Annotated in this window: 18 protein-coding genes; 11 read left to right on the forward strand and 7 right to left on the reverse strand. The window is 40.6% G+C overall.

The genetic code is table 11. From position 1 onward, the window contains the following. Positions 1 to 59 precede the first annotated feature (59 nt). The 7 genes from rpiA to FTU87_RS02000 all read left to right on the forward strand — a co-directional run bounded on the left by rpiA (position 60) and on the right by FTU87_RS02000 (position 6,810). Positions 60 to 731 carry a ribose-5-phosphate isomerase RpiA gene (rpiA, locus tag FTU87_RS01970; protein WP_180075075.1) on the forward strand — a complete coding sequence of 224 codons (672 nt, stop codon included), beginning with the start codon at positions 60 to 62 and terminating at the stop codon, positions 729 to 731. 149 nt (positions 732 to 880) lie between these two features. Beyond that, positions 881 to 1,558, forward strand: a complete 678-nt coding sequence (locus tag FTU87_RS01975; protein WP_180085324.1) for a M48 family metallopeptidase — start codon at positions 881 to 883, stop codon at positions 1,556 to 1,558. A gap of 201 nt (positions 1,559 to 1,759) precedes the next feature. Beyond that, a complete protein-coding gene (argC, locus tag FTU87_RS01980) occupies positions 1,760 to 2,815 on the forward strand; it encodes an N-acetyl-gamma-glutamyl-phosphate reductase (protein WP_180096591.1) in 1,056 nt (351 codons plus the stop codon). A gap of 77 nt (positions 2,816 to 2,892) precedes the next feature. After that, positions 2,893 to 3,642, forward strand: coding sequence for a DUF6776 family protein (locus FTU87_RS01985; RefSeq protein ID WP_180075817.1), 750 nt, complete (start codon positions 2,893 to 2,895; stop codon positions 3,640 to 3,642). 18 nt (positions 3,643 to 3,660) lie between these two features. Further along, the gene (clpS, locus tag FTU87_RS01990) at positions 3,661 to 4,074 is read left to right on the forward strand and encodes an ATP-dependent Clp protease adapter ClpS (RefSeq protein ID WP_005171093.1); all 414 of its coding nucleotides are present in this window, start codon (positions 3,661 to 3,663) and stop codon (positions 4,072 to 4,074) included. A gap of 9 nt (positions 4,075 to 4,083) precedes the next feature. Then, a complete protein-coding gene (gene clpA, locus FTU87_RS01995; protein WP_005171089.1) occupies positions 4,084 to 6,360 on the forward strand; it encodes an ATP-dependent Clp protease ATP-binding subunit ClpA in 2,277 nt (758 codons plus the stop codon). A 96-nt stretch (positions 6,361 to 6,456) separates the two neighbouring features. Continuing rightward, entirely contained in the window at positions 6,457 to 6,810 is a 354-nt protein-coding gene (locus tag FTU87_RS02000) for a YnfA family protein (RefSeq protein ID WP_005096798.1), read from the forward strand. A 104-nt stretch (positions 6,811 to 6,914) separates the two neighbouring features. On the opposite strand, the gene FTU87_RS02005 is transcribed toward FTU87_RS02000, so the two are convergent. The 3 genes from FTU87_RS02005 to FTU87_RS02015 form a co-directional block, all read right to left on the reverse strand. Then, positions 6,915 to 7,388, reverse strand: a complete 474-nt coding sequence (locus FTU87_RS02005; RefSeq protein WP_005171087.1) for a hypothetical protein — start codon at positions 7,386 to 7,388, stop codon at positions 6,915 to 6,917. Positions 7,389 to 7,491: 103 nt separating this feature from the next. Continuing rightward, entirely contained in the window at positions 7,492 to 8,412 is a 921-nt protein-coding gene (gene argF, locus FTU87_RS02010) for an ornithine carbamoyltransferase (protein ID WP_005171086.1), read from the reverse strand. A gap of 113 nt (positions 8,413 to 8,525) precedes the next feature. After that, positions 8,526 to 9,173 (reverse strand): TetR/AcrR family transcriptional regulator, encoded by a 648-nt coding sequence (locus FTU87_RS02015; RefSeq protein WP_005171084.1) that lies wholly within the window; start codon positions 9,171 to 9,173, stop codon positions 8,526 to 8,528. Positions 9,174 to 9,404: 231 nt separating this feature from the next. Here FTU87_RS02015 and prpB point away from each other — a divergent pair, with 231 nt between their 5' ends. Then, on the forward strand, positions 9,405 to 10,289 hold the full coding sequence (gene prpB / locus FTU87_RS02020; RefSeq protein WP_005096803.1) for a methylisocitrate lyase: 885 nt from the start codon (positions 9,405 to 9,407) through the stop codon (positions 10,287 to 10,289). A gap of 4 nt (positions 10,290 to 10,293) precedes the next feature. Further along, the gene (gene prpC, locus FTU87_RS02025; RefSeq protein ID WP_005096804.1) at positions 10,294 to 11,433 is read left to right on the forward strand and encodes a 2-methylcitrate synthase; all 1,140 of its coding nucleotides are present in this window, start codon (positions 10,294 to 10,296) and stop codon (positions 11,431 to 11,433) included. Positions 11,434 to 11,485: 52 nt separating this feature from the next. Here prpC and FTU87_RS02030 read toward each other — a convergent pair whose 3' ends face one another. Next, entirely contained in the window at positions 11,486 to 12,106 is a 621-nt protein-coding gene (locus tag FTU87_RS02030; RefSeq protein ID WP_220387178.1) for an aminotransferase, read from the reverse strand. Positions 12,107 to 12,204: 98 nt separating this feature from the next. Beyond that, the gene (locus tag FTU87_RS02035) at positions 12,205 to 12,678 is read right to left on the reverse strand and encodes a CinA family protein (RefSeq protein WP_180096592.1); all 474 of its coding nucleotides are present in this window, start codon (positions 12,676 to 12,678) and stop codon (positions 12,205 to 12,207) included. A gap of 253 nt (positions 12,679 to 12,931) precedes the next feature. On the opposite strand from FTU87_RS02035, the gene FTU87_RS02040 reads away from it, so the two are divergent. After that, a complete protein-coding gene (locus FTU87_RS02040) occupies positions 12,932 to 13,162 on the forward strand; it encodes a hypothetical protein (RefSeq protein ID WP_004280185.1) in 231 nt (76 codons plus the stop codon). A 650-nt stretch (positions 13,163 to 13,812) separates the two neighbouring features. On the opposite strand, the gene FTU87_RS02045 is transcribed toward FTU87_RS02040, so the two are convergent. Further along, positions 13,813 to 14,076, reverse strand: a complete 264-nt coding sequence (locus FTU87_RS02045) for a hypothetical protein (RefSeq protein WP_180096593.1) — start codon at positions 14,074 to 14,076, stop codon at positions 13,813 to 13,815. A 168-nt stretch (positions 14,077 to 14,244) separates the two neighbouring features. Continuing rightward, entirely contained in the window at positions 14,245 to 14,586 is a 342-nt protein-coding gene (locus FTU87_RS02050; RefSeq protein ID WP_005096809.1) for a hypothetical protein, read from the reverse strand. Between the two features lie 1,293 nt (positions 14,587 to 15,879). On the opposite strand from FTU87_RS02050, the gene FTU87_RS02055 reads away from it, so the two are divergent. Then, positions 15,880 to 16,170: a type II toxin-antitoxin system HigB family toxin gene (locus FTU87_RS02055; RefSeq protein WP_005096812.1), complete on the forward strand. Its 291-nt coding sequence runs from the start codon at positions 15,880 to 15,882 to the stop codon at positions 16,168 to 16,170. Position 16,171: the final 1 nt, after the last annotated feature.

The raw sequence follows: 16,171 nt of genomic DNA on the forward strand, positions 1-16,171 counted from the left end.
AACCATACGGCTTTGCGGTTCGAAAATACTGCAAAAGTCCAAAATAGTTGAGTGAAGCCATGAGTCTATATGCAACCCAAGATGAGAAAAAACAAGCAGCGGCCCGTGCTGCTCTGAAACACTTACCAAAAGGCGGCATTTTAGGCGTAGGTACCGGAAGCACGGTTAACTTTTTAATCGATTTATTGCCAGAACTTCAGTTAGAAGCGGCTGTGGCAAGTTCTGAAGCAACGGCGCAACGTCTTAAGAAGTTAGGCATTGAAGTGGTCGATATGAACTCTGTCGGCGGACTAGATGCTTATGTCGACGGCGCAGATGAAATTGATCGTCATTTGCATATGATCAAAGGTGGTGGTGCAGCACTGACACGTGAAAAAATTGTGGCATCGATTGCGAAAAAATTTGTGTGTATCGTGGATGATTCAAAATGGGTCGGACAATTAGGACGCGATTTCCCGCTGCCAGTTGAAGTGATTCCTATGGCACGTTCTGCGGTTGCACGTAAAATTGTCTCTTTGGGCGGTGATCCTGCATATCGTGAAGGTGTCGTGACTGACAATGGTAATGTGATTTTAGATGTGCATAATCTGAATATCTTAAATGCACTCGAGCTTGAAAAAACGCTTAACAATATTCCTGGCGTGGTCTGCAACGGAATTTTTGCGATTAATAAAGCGGACATCGCAATTGTGGCAACCAATGATGGTATTGAAGAACGTATTGCGGTTTAATCCTTTAATTTTATAAATTAAATCCCCCTAAATCTCCTTGAGCGAAGTTTTAAAGCACTGCTTTAAAACAAGTGCAAGAAGGGAGATTTTTAAAAGCCCCTCTTTGAAAAAGGAGGGTTAGGGAGGATTAAAAATAAAATCAATAAAATATGACCCCAAACCTGCCTGAAATCCAAATTACTCGAAAATTACGCGCAACACGCTTAAGACTGCGTGTAGAGCCGACGCAAATTAAATTAACTGTGCCGCAGTTTTGTACACAGCGCCAGGTTCAAGAATTTTTAAAACAATCAGAACAATGGCTGATTAAAACCTGGCAATCGCAGCAGGAAAAAGTCCAAAAAATAGACCGAACGCTACCAACTGAGCTGCAGTTGTTTAATTTAAACGTGCCAGTTCAGATTCATTATCAAAGCCAGAAACATAACTTTGTTTTCGATTCTGAGAAGTTACAGCTCTGTGTCAGTGATCGACATCCTGAAGAATATTTAAAAGCCTTTGTCATCAGCTATGCCAAAGACCAGCTTCCCCTATATTTAAATCTTGTCTCACAGCAATGCAATCTGCCTTTTAAGAAGTGCAATATTCGCCAACCCAAAACCCGGTGGGGAAGTTGTTCTGCTCAGCATGACATTATGCTGAATAGTGCTTTGGTGTTATTTCCCGAAGAAATTACCCGTTATGTCGCGGTACATGAACTGGCACATACCCAATATTTTGATCATAGTCCAAGGTTTTGGGCGGAAGTTCAGAAATATGATGCAAATTTTCAACAGCATCGGAAAATGCTAAAAAATACGCCGTTGCCATATTGGTGGGAAGCTTAAATTGAACTGAATAGAGAATGAGAGGGAAATAAAGGCTTAAAATAGCCTAAGCAATATAGATGTTACTTTTCCATCTCTCTTTAATTTTGAAATTGTCTTCAGTACTTATAAAAAACCAGTAATCCCCGCTGAAACAGTTTAGAAAACCTCAACTTCCTGTCATACTACGCAGTTACGAAATGGAAACTTTGATTTGAGGTAGTGATCGTGATTACTGTTGGTATTGTCGGTGGTACAGGTTATACAGGCGTTGAATTGTTGCGTCTTTTGCTACGACACCCAAATGTACAGGTGAATGTACTAACATCACGTACCGAAAATGGTCGCCGTGTAGATGACATGTTCCCAAGCTTACGCGGACATACCGATCTTCAATATTCAGATTTAAATATCGATGAACTTAAAAAATGTGATGTCGTGTTCTTTGCAACGCCGCATGGTGTTGCAATGAAACATGCCGAAGCGCTTGTGGCTGCAAAGACCAAAGTCATTGACCTGGCGGCAGATTTCCGTTTACAAGATCTGCAACAGTTTGAAAAATGGTATGGCATGCAACATGCTTGTCCAGAACTGTTAAAAGACTCTGTTTACGGTTTATCTGAATTGAATCGTGAAAAAATTAAACAGGCCAATGTAGTTGGAAACCCGGGTTGTTATCCAACCACGGTTCAGTTGGGGCTGGCGCCAGTATTAACATCAAGTGACGCACTAGTGAAACCTGAAAGCATTATTATTGATGCGAAATCAGGTGTGTCGGGTGCAGGTCGTAAAGCAAGCTTGGGCGGCATCTATACTGAAAATGCCGATAACTTTAAAGCCTATGGCGTAGCAGGTCACCGCCATCATCCTGAAATTGTCGAAGCTCTGGAAAATATCTCAGGTCAAAAAGATGTGTTTGATCACATTTTATTTGTTCCGCATTTGGTGCCAATGATCCGTGGTATGTTGTCGACCATCTACATCGATCTCACTGAAGCAGGACAAGCAGCAGATTTACAGGCATTGTATGAACAGTTCTATGCCAATGAAACTTTTGTCGATGTCATGCCAGCAGGCAGCTCACCAGAAACCCGTTCAGTGCGTGGTGCCAATCAGTTGCGTATAGCCTTGTACAAGCCGCAACCGACCAAGCTGGTAGTCCTGGTTGTACAGGATAACTTGGTGAAAGGTGCAGCAGGTCAGGCCGTACAAAACATGAACCTGATGTTCGGATTTGCCGAAGATGCTGGCTTAAATAATATTGGTTTATTACCATAAGAAACGTATTAGAACTTCACACACATTTAGATTTGGATTTAAATGTGTGTCTTGAATAAAGCAAACAAGAGATCAAAATGCCGAATAACGAGTCAAATACGACCATTCCTCAGGAACCAGCTGCAAAAAAATCTTTGATGAAAGGCAATACGCCCTTGGTCATTGGTGCGGCTGTATTGATCTTGAGTAGTGGTGTGCTCGGATATACCGTAGGACACCGTCAGGGTTTGACTGCGGCGGGTTATGATGCAGATGCAGAGCAACTGGTCGATGTGGTACAGACACAAAAAGCCAGTCTGGAAACATTAAATAAGAATCTGAATACTGCGGTTCAGGAGCGTGATCTGGCGGTGAGTAATGCCAATGATCTCTATCTGGCCATGACCAAGGCGCGTGATGAACAGGTGCAGGCTGAAAGTGTCGGAACCATTTATCGCGAGGTCTTACGTCAGCGTGGCGGTTTGGCTTTGGCCGTGCAAAACCTGTCGATTAAGCCTTTGCCTGAAAATGCCTTTGAATATCAGATTGATCTGGTTCAAGTTAGTCCGGGCAAAAGGCGTGCCTCCGGGAGTATTGAATTACGCTTGATTAAAGGGACTGAAATTCTGGTGGTGCCACTGGAAGACAAAAACTTTAATTTTGAAAATTATGAGCGTTTAACCGGTCGCTGGAGCATGCCAAAAGGCTTTAAGCCAGAATTTATTGAGATACGTCTCAGCGGTGCCAAACCGGTGATCCGTCGTTTTAGCTGGGAACAGGGCAAAGCAGTTGAAAATCAGTCTGCCGCCTTGTCAGAAATTCCGAAAACCGAAGCAAATGCAAATTAAGTGTGAAATATAAATCTTATGCCAAGCAATAAACGTCAAATGTGTTTAAGTGATATCAAAAATTCTTTTTATGAATCTGGAATTGTTGATTGGCATATCAGCCCGCGTTTAGCAAATGAACCTCTGGAAGGTGATGATTCTGACCTTGCTGTGCAGACTGCACCGCCAGAACTGAAACGTCCGCCCTTATATGCTGTCGTTTTAATGAACGACGACTATACCCCGATGGAATTTGTAATTGAAATTTTACAACAATACTTTGCAATGAATCTTGACCAAGCTACACAAGTAATGCTAACTGTACATTATGAAGGAAAGGGTGTAGCTGGGGTCTATCCTCGAGACATTGCGGAAACCAAAGCGAACCAAGTCAATAATTATGCTCGATCACAAGGTCATCCATTACTTTGCCAAATAGAGCCTAAAGATTAAGGGGGTTACATGCTCAGTCGTCAATTAGAAGTATCACTACGTTTGGCTGTCAGCATGGCTCGTCAAAAGAGACATGAGTTCCTGACCGTAGAACATTTATTATTAGCCTTGCTTGACAATGACTCTGCCGTAAATGCGCTTAAAGCATGTGGCGCAGACATTATCGTGTTGCGCAAGGAATTAGAAGAATACGTAGAACAGCATACCCCTAAGCTTGGTGAAAATAGTGATCAGGCACCACACCCAACAGAAAGTTTTGACCGGATCTTGCAGCGCGCGATTTTTCACGTGCAATCTAGCGGTGGTGATCGGACTGTAGAAGGTGCTGATATTCTGGTTGCGATGTATTCTGAGCGTGACTCATTTGCCGTCTATCTATTGAAACGTCATCAAATTAATCGCCTTACGCTAACTCAGTACCTGTCTCATGGTACGCGTAAAGAAGAAGTACAGGGTGAAGAAGAAATTGAAGACCTCGATGGTGAGTCTGCATCTTCAGCCAGTTCAGGTCCGCTTGAACTGTATACGACTAATCTCAATATCGAAGCGCAAAAGGGCAAGACCGATCCACTGATTGGTCGTGAAAAAGAAATTGAACGTGCCGCTCAAATTCTGTGCCGCCGCCGTAAAAATAACCCACTTCTTGTCGGTGATCCGGGGGTCGGTAAAACCTCGATTGCAGAAGGTTTGGCATGGTTGATCGTTAATGGTAAAGCGCCAAAACCACTCGAAAATGCTGAAATTTTCAGTCTGGATATTGGAGCATTGGTTGCCGGAACAAAATACCGTGGTGACTTTGAAAAACGCTTGAAACAGCTTTTAAATGCGCTGAAAAAGAAACCTGAAGCTGTGCTGTTTATTGATGAAATTCACATGATTATTGGTGCAGGCTCCAGTATGGGCAGCACCATGGATGCATCGAATCTGATCAAGCCTGCATTGGCCAATGGCACTTTACGTTGCATTGGTTCAACCACTTTTCAGGAATACCGTCAGGTCTTTGAAAAAGATCATGCTTTGTCACGCCGTTTCCAGAAAATCGATGTGAATGAGCCATCTATTTCTGAAACCATTGATATCCTACGTGGCTTGAAATCGAAGTTTGAAGATTTCCATCATGTGCAATATGACGATCAGGCATTGGTATCTGCGGTTGAACTTTCTGCGAAGTTCATCAATGACCGTTTCTTGCCAGATAAAGCCATTGACGTGATTGATGAAGCAGGTGCGCAGCGCCGTTTAAAAGCTGAACAAGATGACAGTTTGATCACGGTAGAAAACATCGAAGATATCGTGTCGAAAATTGCGCGTATACCACCAAAAACGGTCTCTAAAGATGACAAGAGCGTACTGGAAAATCTTGAGCGCGATCTGAAACGGGTGGTCTTTGGTCAGGATGAAGCGATCGAAGCTTTAGCGTCTGCCATTAAACTGTCTCGTGCCGGTTTGAAATCTCCAGATAAACCTGTGGGCAGCTTTGTTTTTGCTGGCCCAACCGGTGTCGGTAAAACCGAAGTGACCAAGCAGCTGGCTAAGCAGATGGGCGTAGAGCTGGTTCGCTTTGATATGTCCGAGTACATGGAACGCCACGCAGTGTCGCGTTTAATCGGTGCACCTCCGGGCTATGTCGGTTTTGATCAGGGTGGTTTGTTGACTGATGCGATCCATAAAAATCCACATTGTGTGCTATTGCTTGATGAGATCGAAAAAGCGCATCCAGATGTCTTTAACCTGTTATTGCAGATTATGGATCATGGTTCCTTGACTGACAATAACGGACGTAAATCGGATTTCCGTAATGTTGTCCTAGTCCTCACCACCAATATTGGTGCTGAAAGTATTTCACGTATTAGCATTGGCTTTATGGAACAGGACAATAGCAACGATAACCAGGAAGCGATGAAGAAAGCCTTCTCTCCGGAATTCCGTAACCGTCTTGACGGCGTGATTCAGTTCAAGGCATTGCCAAGCAGCATCATTGAAAATGTCGTGGATAAATTCCTGACCGAACTTCAAGCGCAACTTGATGATAAGAAAGTCATGCTGGAAGTGGATCAGAGTGCGCGTGAATGGATGTCAGAGCAAGGCTATGACCGTTTAATGGGCGCACGCCCAATGCAGCGTCTGATTCAGGAACACCTGAAAAAACCATTGGCAGAAATGATCCTGTTTGGTGAACTGGCTGAAAATGGCGGTAATGTTGCAGTGTCGGTGAAGAAAGAAAATGGTAAAGCTGTTGGCTTAAAACTTGAAGTCTTTGAAGACCAGACTGCTGAACCTGCTTAATCAATATGAAAAAATAAAACCCGTGCAAGCACGGGTTTTTTCATGCACTCATATTTTAAATCATCACATTCATTCATACAGTTCAAAAGACAAATCATGGATATTCAAATTACCAAGCTGCTCACCACTTTTTGCCTGTTTCTGGTCACGGCATTGATGGAAATTTTAGGCTGTTATTTTCCCTACCTGATTTTAAATCAGGGAAGAAGTCACTGGTTGTGGATTCCAACAGCTCTGGCTTTGGCGGCTTTCGTCTGGCTACTCACCTTGCATCCGGCTGCTTCTGGACGGATTTATGCCGCTTATGGTGGCATCTATATTTTTTCGGCGCTAATGTGGTTGCGCTTCGTTGATCAAGTCACACTGTCACGTTGGGATTTGCTTGGCGGGATGGTGGTAATACTGGGGGCACTGATTATAATTCTACAGCCGCAAGGTTTGGTGCGTTAGCAGGATATAACAGCAAACCTCATCAAAAAGAGGCAGCTATAGCGACCTCTTTGTTTTCTTGATGTTTTAATCCTGAATAAAAGCCAATATCTTATTTCTTTAGACTATTTCAATTTGCAATCTTTCTGGGAAATATCAGTTTTATAGGTTTGTGTTTGCGAGCTCAGGCTGAGCTCGACCTTGTATGGGTTTTCAATCTGATAGCGATGCTCAAAGAAAATCTCGCAATTATTGAGCAGATTATTACGGATCATTTTCATCACTTCTTTGCGGCCCAGATCTTTTTCAAATTGGCTAAAATCCGGTGTGGTGATTAAACCTTTCAATGTGGTTTTATTGGCACTTAACTGTAATTGTTCAATAATTGTATTCTGATCGATCTGTAAAGGTAAAGTTCTGGAATCTTCTGCACTGAGTACCGCGAGTAATTCATTCAGTTCAGCTTTTTTCTGAATTTTAAATTTGCTGTCAATAATATTTTTTTCTTGAAGATATTGGTCAAATTCAGAAGCATGAACGGAGAAGGTGGCACTGCTAAAACCTGCCAATAGTGCCAAGGCCCAATATTTATTTTGCATTGTATAACATCACTTTTTATTCCATTTCAATCATGATTATAAGAGCTGAGACAAAAAAAGCACCAGAGATTGGTGCTTAATTTGTGAAGATTCAGCTTTTAATTTAGTCTTTTTTCAGATTTTCATTAATCAGGAATTCAACCAGGGCTTTTTGTGCGTGCAAGCGATTTTCAGCTTCATCCCAAACCACGGCATTTTTATGGTCAAGCAAGTTTTCTGAAATTTCTTCGCCGCGGTGCGCAGGTAAGCAGTGCATAAACAAACAATCCGGATGCGCAAGATCCATCAGGCGTTCATTCACTTGATAGTCTGCAAAGGCTTTCTCACGGATTTTTTGTTCTTCTTCCTGGCCCATGCTTGCCCAAACGTCAGTCACAATCAGGTCAGCATTCACGGCTGCATCTTCCGCGGTATCGACCAGTTCAACACAATGCGCAAATTCAGACAGGAATTTTTCTTGTGGTTCATAACCTTTTGGCGCTGCAATTTTCAGATTAAAGCCCCACATGTGTGCTGCTTCAATATATGAATTACACATGTTGTTGCCATCACCGATCCAGGCAACAGTTTTACCTTCGATTGAGCCGCGTTGCTCTACATAGGTCTGCATGTCAGCAAGTAACTGGCAAGGATGGTGATCATCTGTTAAAGCATTAATCACAGGAACTTTTGAATAAGATGCAAAACGTTCCACGATATCATGACCGAAAGTACGGATCATCACGATATCTAGCATGCTTGAGATCACGCGTGCAGAATCTTCAATCGGTTCACCGCGGCCTAACTGGGTATCGCGAGAAGACAGGAAAATTGCGCTACCACCAAATTGGCTCATGCCAGCTTCAAACGAAACACGCGTACGGGTACTCGATTTCTCAAAAATCATGCCCATCACTTTACCAACAAATGGTTGGAACACTTCATTGTTATGCTGTTTGCGCTTAAGCTCAATTGCGCGTTGCAAAATCTGGTTAAGTTCTAAAGTTGATAAATCGCGTAAGGTGAGAAAGTGACGGAGAGCCATTCGTTACTCCACAATAATTGCCGAAAAACTCGATCAACAATCAGTTGTTGGTTAGTTTAAGAAAAAATACGGAATCGGCTAATATACTATAAGCAATGAAAAATGCAAAAAAACTAGACTTTTTGATGACCGTCTAAAAAGCGATCCACACAATAACTGATGTATTTGTCGATTTCCTGATCATCTTCTTGTATGGAAATTCCCATCAGGATGCGCCATTCCAGATTACGCAAAATACCAAAATATAGCTGAGCCGAATATTGCGGATTTTCACAATGCAATAAGCCTTGTGCATCTGCCTGTTCTAAAGCAGTGGCAATCGCACTCTGGACATGTACAGGACCATGTTCATGAATATGCTGAGCCAGTTCTGGATTACGCTGACTCTGTTCCAGAACCAGACGCATAAAGGCTGAGTTTTCAGGTTGCATGATCTGATGATAAAAATTCAGCAAGGTGTGAACCAGATAACTACGAAAATCCAGTGCCATCAGTTCGATCGGAATGCTGATATCTTCAAAAAACTTGATACGACGATAATCACAGATGGCCTTAAACAAGCCTTCTTTATTGCCAAAGTACTTATAAATGGAGGCTTTGGAGCCACCTGCATGCTGAACAATATCATCGAGAGACACAGCATCATAACCCCGTTCCAGAAACAGCTCGGTTGCACTGTTCAGCAGCGCAATACAGCGCTCATGACCACGTTTGGTCTGCGGCAGGTCTTTGGCGAGCGGTTCTAGGACGAGGTCTTGCATAGGAGATAATACATCAACATGTCAATAAAGATTGAAATGCCATCATAGCAAATATATGTACATATTTCATAATTGCACCGCATAAGCGCAGTATTTGCCGGATTAGGTAAAGTAAAACTTAAAAATTTGACTAAAGTTTTAGAGTATTTGTTCTATCAGATTGTGGAATGAGCAAGCCAAATGAGTATACTCGAGTTTCAATAATTATAGCCAAGACTGTGGAAAAGGAAGATGACAGAACAAATGTCTGCAGGTCTAAGATTTAGACAAGCACTTGAAGTCGAGAAACCATTGCAAATTATGGGTACGGTAAATGCCTATGCTGCCATGATGGCCAAACAAGTCGGTTATAAAGCCATTTATTTATCAGGTGCGGGTGTCGCGAATTATTCTTATGGTTTGCCTGACCTGGGCATGACCAGTCTGGATAATGTTCTGGAAGATGTACGCAGGATTACAGAGCGTGTTGATACACCTTTATTGGTCGATATCGATACCGGTTGGGGCGGTGCATTAAATATTGCTCGCACGATCAAACAGATGATTGCAGCTGGTGCAGCCGCGGTGCATATTGAAGATCAGGTGGCACAAAAGCGTTGTGGTCATCGTCCAAATAAAGAAATCGTGTCACAGCAGGAAATGGTCGATCGTATTAAAGCGGCGGTCGATGCGAAAACCGATGCAAACTTTGTGGTCATGGCGCGTACCGATGCGCTACAAAAAGAAGGCCTGCAAGCGGTGATTGATCGTGCTTGTGCCTGTGTTGAAGCGGGTGCAGATGCAATTTTTGCCGAAGCGATGACCGATATCACCATGTATCGCACCGTATGCGATGCAGTTGGTGTGCCAGTCTTGGCAAATATTACCGAATTTGGTGATACACCGTATTATACGGTAAATGAGTTGGCAGAGCAGGGTATTGGCATGGTGCTGTATCCATTATCAGCGACACGTGCCATGCAAAAGGCAGCCCTTGAAGTGATGCGTTCGGTGCGTGAACACGGCACTCAGGTGAATGTGCTGGATATTATGCAGCAACGCAAAGAACTCTACGAATTTTTAGATTATCACAGCTTCGAAGACACATTAGATAAACTGTTTAAACAGGAGAATTAAAAAAATGGCTGAAGGAAAAGTACTCACCGGCGCAGGATTGCGTGGACAAGTGGCAGGGAAAACTTCACTCTCAACTGTAGGCAAAAGTGGCGCAGGTCTGACCTATCGCGGTTATGACGTACAGGATCTGGCTGAACATTGCCAGTTTGAAGAAGTGGCTTATCTGATTTTCTTTGGCGAACTGCCAACTTCAGAGCAGTTAGTTGCCTATAAAGCCAAATTAAAATCTTTGCGCACGCTACCTCAAGCCTTAAAAGAAGTGCTAGAGCGTATTCCTGCCGATTCTCATCCGATGGATGTGATGCGTACTGGCGTATCGATGCTGGGCAATCTTGAAACTGAACTGTCTTTTGAACAGCAACAGGATATTGCAGACCGTATTCTTGCCACTTTACCGGCAATTATCTGTTACTGGTATCGTTATAGCCATGACGGCGTGCGTATTGAAGAAAATACCGATGATGATTCAATCGGTGCACAGTTCCTGCATTTATTACGTGGCGAAAAGCCAAATGAACTGCATGAACAGGTGATGAATGTCTCTTTGATTCTATATGCAGAGCATGAATTTAATGCTTCGACCTTTACGGCGCGTGTATGTGCATCGACTTTATCTGACATGCATTCTTGTATTACCGGTGCAATCGGTTCCTTGCGTGGCCCTCTACATGGCGGTGCTAACGAAGCTGCAATGGATATGATCGAAAACTGGACTTCGCCTGAAGAAGCTGAACGTGAAATGCTGGGCATGTTGGAACGTAAAGAAAAAATTATGGGCTTCGGTCATGCGATTTATAAAGACAATGATCCGCGTAATGGCATCATCAAAATCTGGTCTGAGCGTTTAGCCAAAGATGTCGGTGATACGGTACTTTATCCGGTCTCAGTGCGCTGCGAAGAAGTGATGTGGCGTGAGAAGAAATTATTCTGTAATGCCGATTTCTTCCATGCTTCGGCTTATCACTTTATGGGCATTCCAACCAAGCTGTTTACCCCGATTTTTGTCATGTCACGTGTCACAGGTTGGGCAGCACATGTGATGGAACAGCGTGCAGACAACCGTATTATCCGTCCAAGCGCGGATTATACTGGGCCTGAACTGCGTAAAGTAGTACCGATCGCCGAGCGTTCTACAGCGGCTTAATATTTATTAATATCTTGAATAAAAAATAAGGTCTCAATCGAGACCTTATTTTTTATCGACTTAACAGGACTGGATCTTCAATGCTATAGCCTGTTTCAAAAGGAATCCCCAAATACTTGACTGTCACCAGCGTTTTATTCTGTTTAGGAACTTTATAGGCCTGGCTAATTTTTAGACCTTGCTGATAACTGACCGCTTGATGAGTCGGACTTTTTTGTGAGCCAGATTTGACTTGATATTGATAAGTCCATTTTGGCACTTTTTCTTGTGGATCGTACCAGGCAGCTGCCGTCCCTGTTGTGGTTTTTAAAATTTTAAGTTGTGGCTTTGAACTTTGAATCGGACTCAGTGGAACTAAACGTTTTTTGATTTTGGCAATGTCCTGATCAAACTTGCGACTGTCTTGGTCATAATCAATACGTTTGGTTTTTGGATTGATATATAAGGAGTTGACCTGAATCAACTGATTCGGTTTTGCGGATTTAAAATTATAATAATACAGCTGTGGCAAGCGCCCACGACCATCAAGGTAATGACGCATGACATAGAGCTTTTGCTCTTTGACTTCATAGCCTAGAATTTCAATATTTTGTGGGCCACCGACCGTAGCAAAAGCCAGACTGGGCAAGCCAAGAGGGAGCAGAAACAGCGCAGTTTTAATATTCATGGTTATTCTACCCGCAAAAAATAGATTAGCATTTGATCATGCTAATCTATCTTAAAATACAGTAGAAATAATGAAGCTTGTTGCGGCGTAATTATAAAACTAGATTAATGATTGAGTAGATTAATCATATCGTGTGCAACCACGGCAGACAGTTTATTCAGACGTTCGAGTGGAGTACCTTTCAAATAATACTGGAATTGATGCACTTGAGTACCATCATTAATTGCTACAAAAAAAGTCCCTTCCGGTTTCTCTGGTGTCGCACTACCACCGGGTTTAAGCAAACCTGTACAGGCAATAATCCAGTCTGCATCCCGGAACATCTTTTTACCCGCTTCTGCCAAGGCAACAGTAACTGGCATGGATTCGGCAGTGTAACTATTGATCAAAGTCTGGGGAATGTTTAATACCGAAGTTTTTACAGCAACATCGTAGCAGACCAATCCGCCAGCCAGAATTTCGGCGCCGTCACTTTTACAGATGGAAAACTGGCTACATAGATATCCAGAGCTCGCACTTTCAATAAAGGCAATTTTTATATTTTTCTCTTCGAGTAAGTTGCAACAGGTCTTTATCATAGTCTCTATATTTTCTTTATGATCCGAGTGGTTTTAGCTTAATTTAGACAGATTTTTTCTGTCGTTCAACTCCGAGTATATTTATATTTTTATGAAAGTTAAAATTTTTCATGGATTAGTACAATTTGATACTGATTTGATCACAAAACCTGAGTGGTTAAAGCTTAGACTATTTTTTCAAATAGAGGTTTCTTCTCAAGCTGAACAGTGGTAAAAATAAAAATAAAGTGCTTAGTGAAAGTAGGGCGTTAGAATGAAAACCACAGTAAAATATGTAGTCTTAAAAAGTCTTGACTACCAATTGGGTACACCATTATTTCAGGAAGAAATTGATGCTGATGGTCAATATTTTGATCAGATTCCAAGCACGATTTCTTATCAGAATTTACAGTTCAAAGTAAAAAGCAAAGAGCTTAAACGTTTACATCTGGCTGAAGAGCAGGAAGATACCCAAACGATTATTGTTAAAGTTGTGAATATCTAAGATAAACCTTAAAGTGAATAAGCCTCTTTTTTTAAGAGGTTTATTATTTGGCTAACATTAAGTTAATAAAAGCTTTTTAAAAATAAAAAATTACCAAAATTAATGTCAGTCTGATTGATAAATATCTTTTATTAAAGTCAAGATAAATTGGAAACAACTTAGTCGTTATACGTGATTCAATGTTACGTATCGTATATTCGTTTATTAAAAAACTGTTTAGAACAATTACCTTTTGCATGTTTTATTCCATTTTTAAAAATATTAATACTTAGGCTGAGTTATTGAATTTAATCATAAATATCATGAGCATAGATTTTTAATATATTTTACTTGATAATATATTGTTATTTTTTAAAATATTTTAAATGTCTTTTTTATATATTTTACTCAGGTTAAGTTATTCCTTTTATTGAATAATAAAAATTTCGAAAAATATTATCTTTCATCATGTGTCTATTTTATTGGATAAAGTAATTTATGTTGCTTATTAATCTTGATTTCAACTACTTGGCTTACCATTTTTTACATTGAATTAATCTGTAACAGGTTATAGGTTGGAGAATTCTGAAAAATGCGTAGAGTAGATATTAAGTCGAAACTCTATCGGCTTTTAATTAATTTAAAGCAAATAGTAAGGAGTTACACCATGGCTAATAATCAACAGCAAGACCAACAGAAACAGCAACAACAGCAAAACCAACAAGGCACGCAAGATCAACAGCGTCAGCAAAACAACCAGCAGAACCCAAACCAGCAACAAAATAACCAGTAAAACCCAAACCAGCAACAAAATAACCAGCAGCAACAACAGCCGCAGGGACAAAATAACCAACAACAGCGCGATCAGCAGCAACAACAGCCACAGCGTAATCAGCAAAAAAACCAGCAATCTCAACAAGATCTGGAATAATCAACAGAACTAGCAGCCATAATAGAATTAACTAGCAGCGTGGGTATGATTCATAAGATCTGCCAAAACTGTAGCGTTAATTCTGTTTAAGCTGTACGTTCATAAAAAAACCGCCTGAATCAGGCGGTTTTTTTAGGGTAAAAATTTGGTTATAGACGTTAATCAGTATGAATTAACACTGGATATTGGCTTTCTGCTTATAAAAGCTTAAGGCATTGTCTAAATCTGTAAGCAGTCCTTTTTCTGTATATTCCTGAGGCATAAGTTTTAATAAAGCCGGCATATAACGAGTTTTATATTCTTTAGGATATTGTTCACAGAGTATGCGTGTTCTTTCTTCTGGACTAATACTGGAAGAATCTAGTTTGTCCAGATAAGCACTGAGTTGATTATCTGATTGTTCAAATTGGGCTTTGAGGGCTTGATCAGGTTCCGCTGAACTGTCGGCTTGCTGCTTTTGGCAGCCACTTATTGTCAGACTTATCAATAAAGTAATCAGTATACGATTTATCATGATGTCAAAATCTTGTTATTTGTCATATCAAAAATTATAGAGAGAAATAGCCAAAAAGAAAGCAGTCATCTACCAACTTTAGAAGAAGTCAAAAATTCCTGATATTCACATACAGTACAGCAACAGGGAATTTTATCCTAAAAAATGAACAAATTTATTGTTATGCATATTGATCTAAAGTGTCCATCTGTTTTCTCTTAAGCATAAAATTTAACGAATAAAATATATTTTGCCTAAATTAAAGCCATTCAATTAAGAAAAGTAACGCTTATTGCACATTTAGAAACATAGCCTCTATATATCACACACAGATTGACTGCTGGGCCAGTGATATCTTGGCTTCATTCCAAGAACTTAATGAAAATAATTAGAAAATCAGCACATTATAAAGCCTGCTTAATTTAGGAGAGTTAAGCAGGCTTTTTCTTGTTTATAAACACGGATTGCTCAATGAGAGCTTTTTACTTTAATTATTCTCTTTCACATAAGTTTTCATATACAACATAAAGCCTGAAAATTCTCTCAAGAGTGAAACATGAATAGATGGTATTTATATATCTCTTTTTATAAAAAGACAGGGCAAAGCTATGATGAGATGTATATGTGCATTTGGCATGGGCGTGATGGTAGGTTGTTGTTTTAAATCTTGCAAAGAAAAAATGTGTCATATGATGGGCAATGATCATTGTAAGAAGGATCAAAAGACTAAAAGTGAAGAGCCTGCACGAACTTAAATGCCAAAAACTTAACTTTGCTTGAATTGTGAAATGTATTCAGGCGGTTAAGTTATTACTCAGGTCGTGATCCGATTATTCCGTATCGAGTTATTGAGTCTTAAAATCAATACAAGCTTAATCACTGATTAAGCTTGTTACATTCAGGAGAAAAGCATGATCCAGTTTATATTTTGTTTATTTGGCCTTCATGGTGCGACTGAAATCAATTACACCTGTGATCATGAAGAGGTGAAAGAGTGTCGTGATTGCTTGAAAGATATTGAATAATGTTCCAATTCACCGGATGTATTAATGAAGCTCAATCCCCGTTCAATCATCACTTGGCGGGGGTTTTGTTTGTGGGTGAAATTTTTATAATAAAAATCCAAGATAACGATTGAACTCAACTGGATTTAAATGATACGGGTCACAATCTATACTTTATAATATTATGATTTAAATAGGATTACATGCCGATAAATGATTAAAATTGAGAACTAAAATAGTCGGATAAGAATATATTGCAAAATGCGATAATTTATATATACTAGAAATATAGCAAAATGCGATAAAATATATGCATGTGATCACCCACGCTCGAATTCTTGAAGCAACGCAAAAGTGGCCACAGGCTGGAACGGCATTAGATGGTTGGTATCGACTGATGAAGGCCAATCATCCTAAGGATTTTGCTGAAATGAAGAGACTCTTTCCAGCAGTAGATAAGGTTGGAAAGTTTCATGTATTCGATATCGGTGGAAACAAGATTCGGCTGATTGCTGTGGTGATGTATCAGGCAAAACGCGTTTATATTCGCCATGTCTTGTCTCACCATGAATATGATAAAGGTCATTGGAAGGAAGGTTAGA

It is taken from the genome of Acinetobacter sp. YH12156 (assembly GCF_013418235.1).
Lineage (GTDB): Bacteria > Pseudomonadota > Gammaproteobacteria > Pseudomonadales > Moraxellaceae > Acinetobacter > Acinetobacter pseudolwoffii.

Excerpts from the sequence above, each read along its gene's own strand:
- rpiA (WP_180075075.1), top strand. The coding sequence starts at position 60 with ATGAGTCTATATGCAACCCAAGATGAGAAAAAACAAGCAGCGGCCCGT.
- FTU87_RS01975 (WP_180085324.1), top strand. The coding sequence starts at position 881 with ATGACCCCAAACCTGCCTGAAATCCAAATTACTCGAAAATTACGCGCA.
- FTU87_RS01985 (WP_180075817.1), top strand. The coding sequence starts at position 2,893 with ATGCCGAATAACGAGTCAAATACGACCATTCCTCAGGAACCAGCTGCA.
- clpS (WP_005171093.1), top strand. The coding sequence starts at position 3,661 with ATGCCAAGCAATAAACGTCAAATGTGTTTAAGTGATATCAAAAATTCT.
- clpA (WP_005171089.1), top strand. The coding sequence starts at position 4,084 with ATGCTCAGTCGTCAATTAGAAGTATCACTACGTTTGGCTGTCAGCATG.
- FTU87_RS02000 (WP_005096798.1), top strand. The coding sequence starts at position 6,457 with ATGGATATTCAAATTACCAAGCTGCTCACCACTTTTTGCCTGTTTCTG.
- FTU87_RS02005 (WP_005171087.1), bottom strand. The coding sequence starts at position 7,388 with ATGCAAAATAAATATTGGGCCTTGGCACTATTGGCAGGTTTTAGCAGT.
- argF (WP_005171086.1), bottom strand. The coding sequence starts at position 8,412 with ATGGCTCTCCGTCACTTTCTCACCTTACGCGATTTATCAACTTTAGAA.
- FTU87_RS02015 (WP_005171084.1), bottom strand. The coding sequence starts at position 9,173 with ATGCAAGACCTCGTCCTAGAACCGCTCGCCAAAGACCTGCCGCAGACC.
- prpB (WP_005096803.1), top strand. The coding sequence starts at position 9,405 with ATGACAGAACAAATGTCTGCAGGTCTAAGATTTAGACAAGCACTTGAA.
- prpC (WP_005096804.1), top strand. The coding sequence starts at position 10,294 with ATGGCTGAAGGAAAAGTACTCACCGGCGCAGGATTGCGTGGACAAGTG.
- FTU87_RS02035 (WP_180096592.1), bottom strand. The coding sequence starts at position 12,678 with ATGATAAAGACCTGTTGCAACTTACTCGAAGAGAAAAATATAAAAATT.
- FTU87_RS02040 (WP_004280185.1), top strand. The coding sequence starts at position 12,932 with ATGAAAACCACAGTAAAATATGTAGTCTTAAAAAGTCTTGACTACCAA.
- FTU87_RS02050 (WP_005096809.1), bottom strand. The coding sequence starts at position 14,586 with ATGATAAATCGTATACTGATTACTTTATTGATAAGTCTGACAATAAGT.
- FTU87_RS02055 (WP_005096812.1), top strand. The coding sequence starts at position 15,880 with ATGCATGTGATCACCCACGCTCGAATTCTTGAAGCAACGCAAAAGTGG.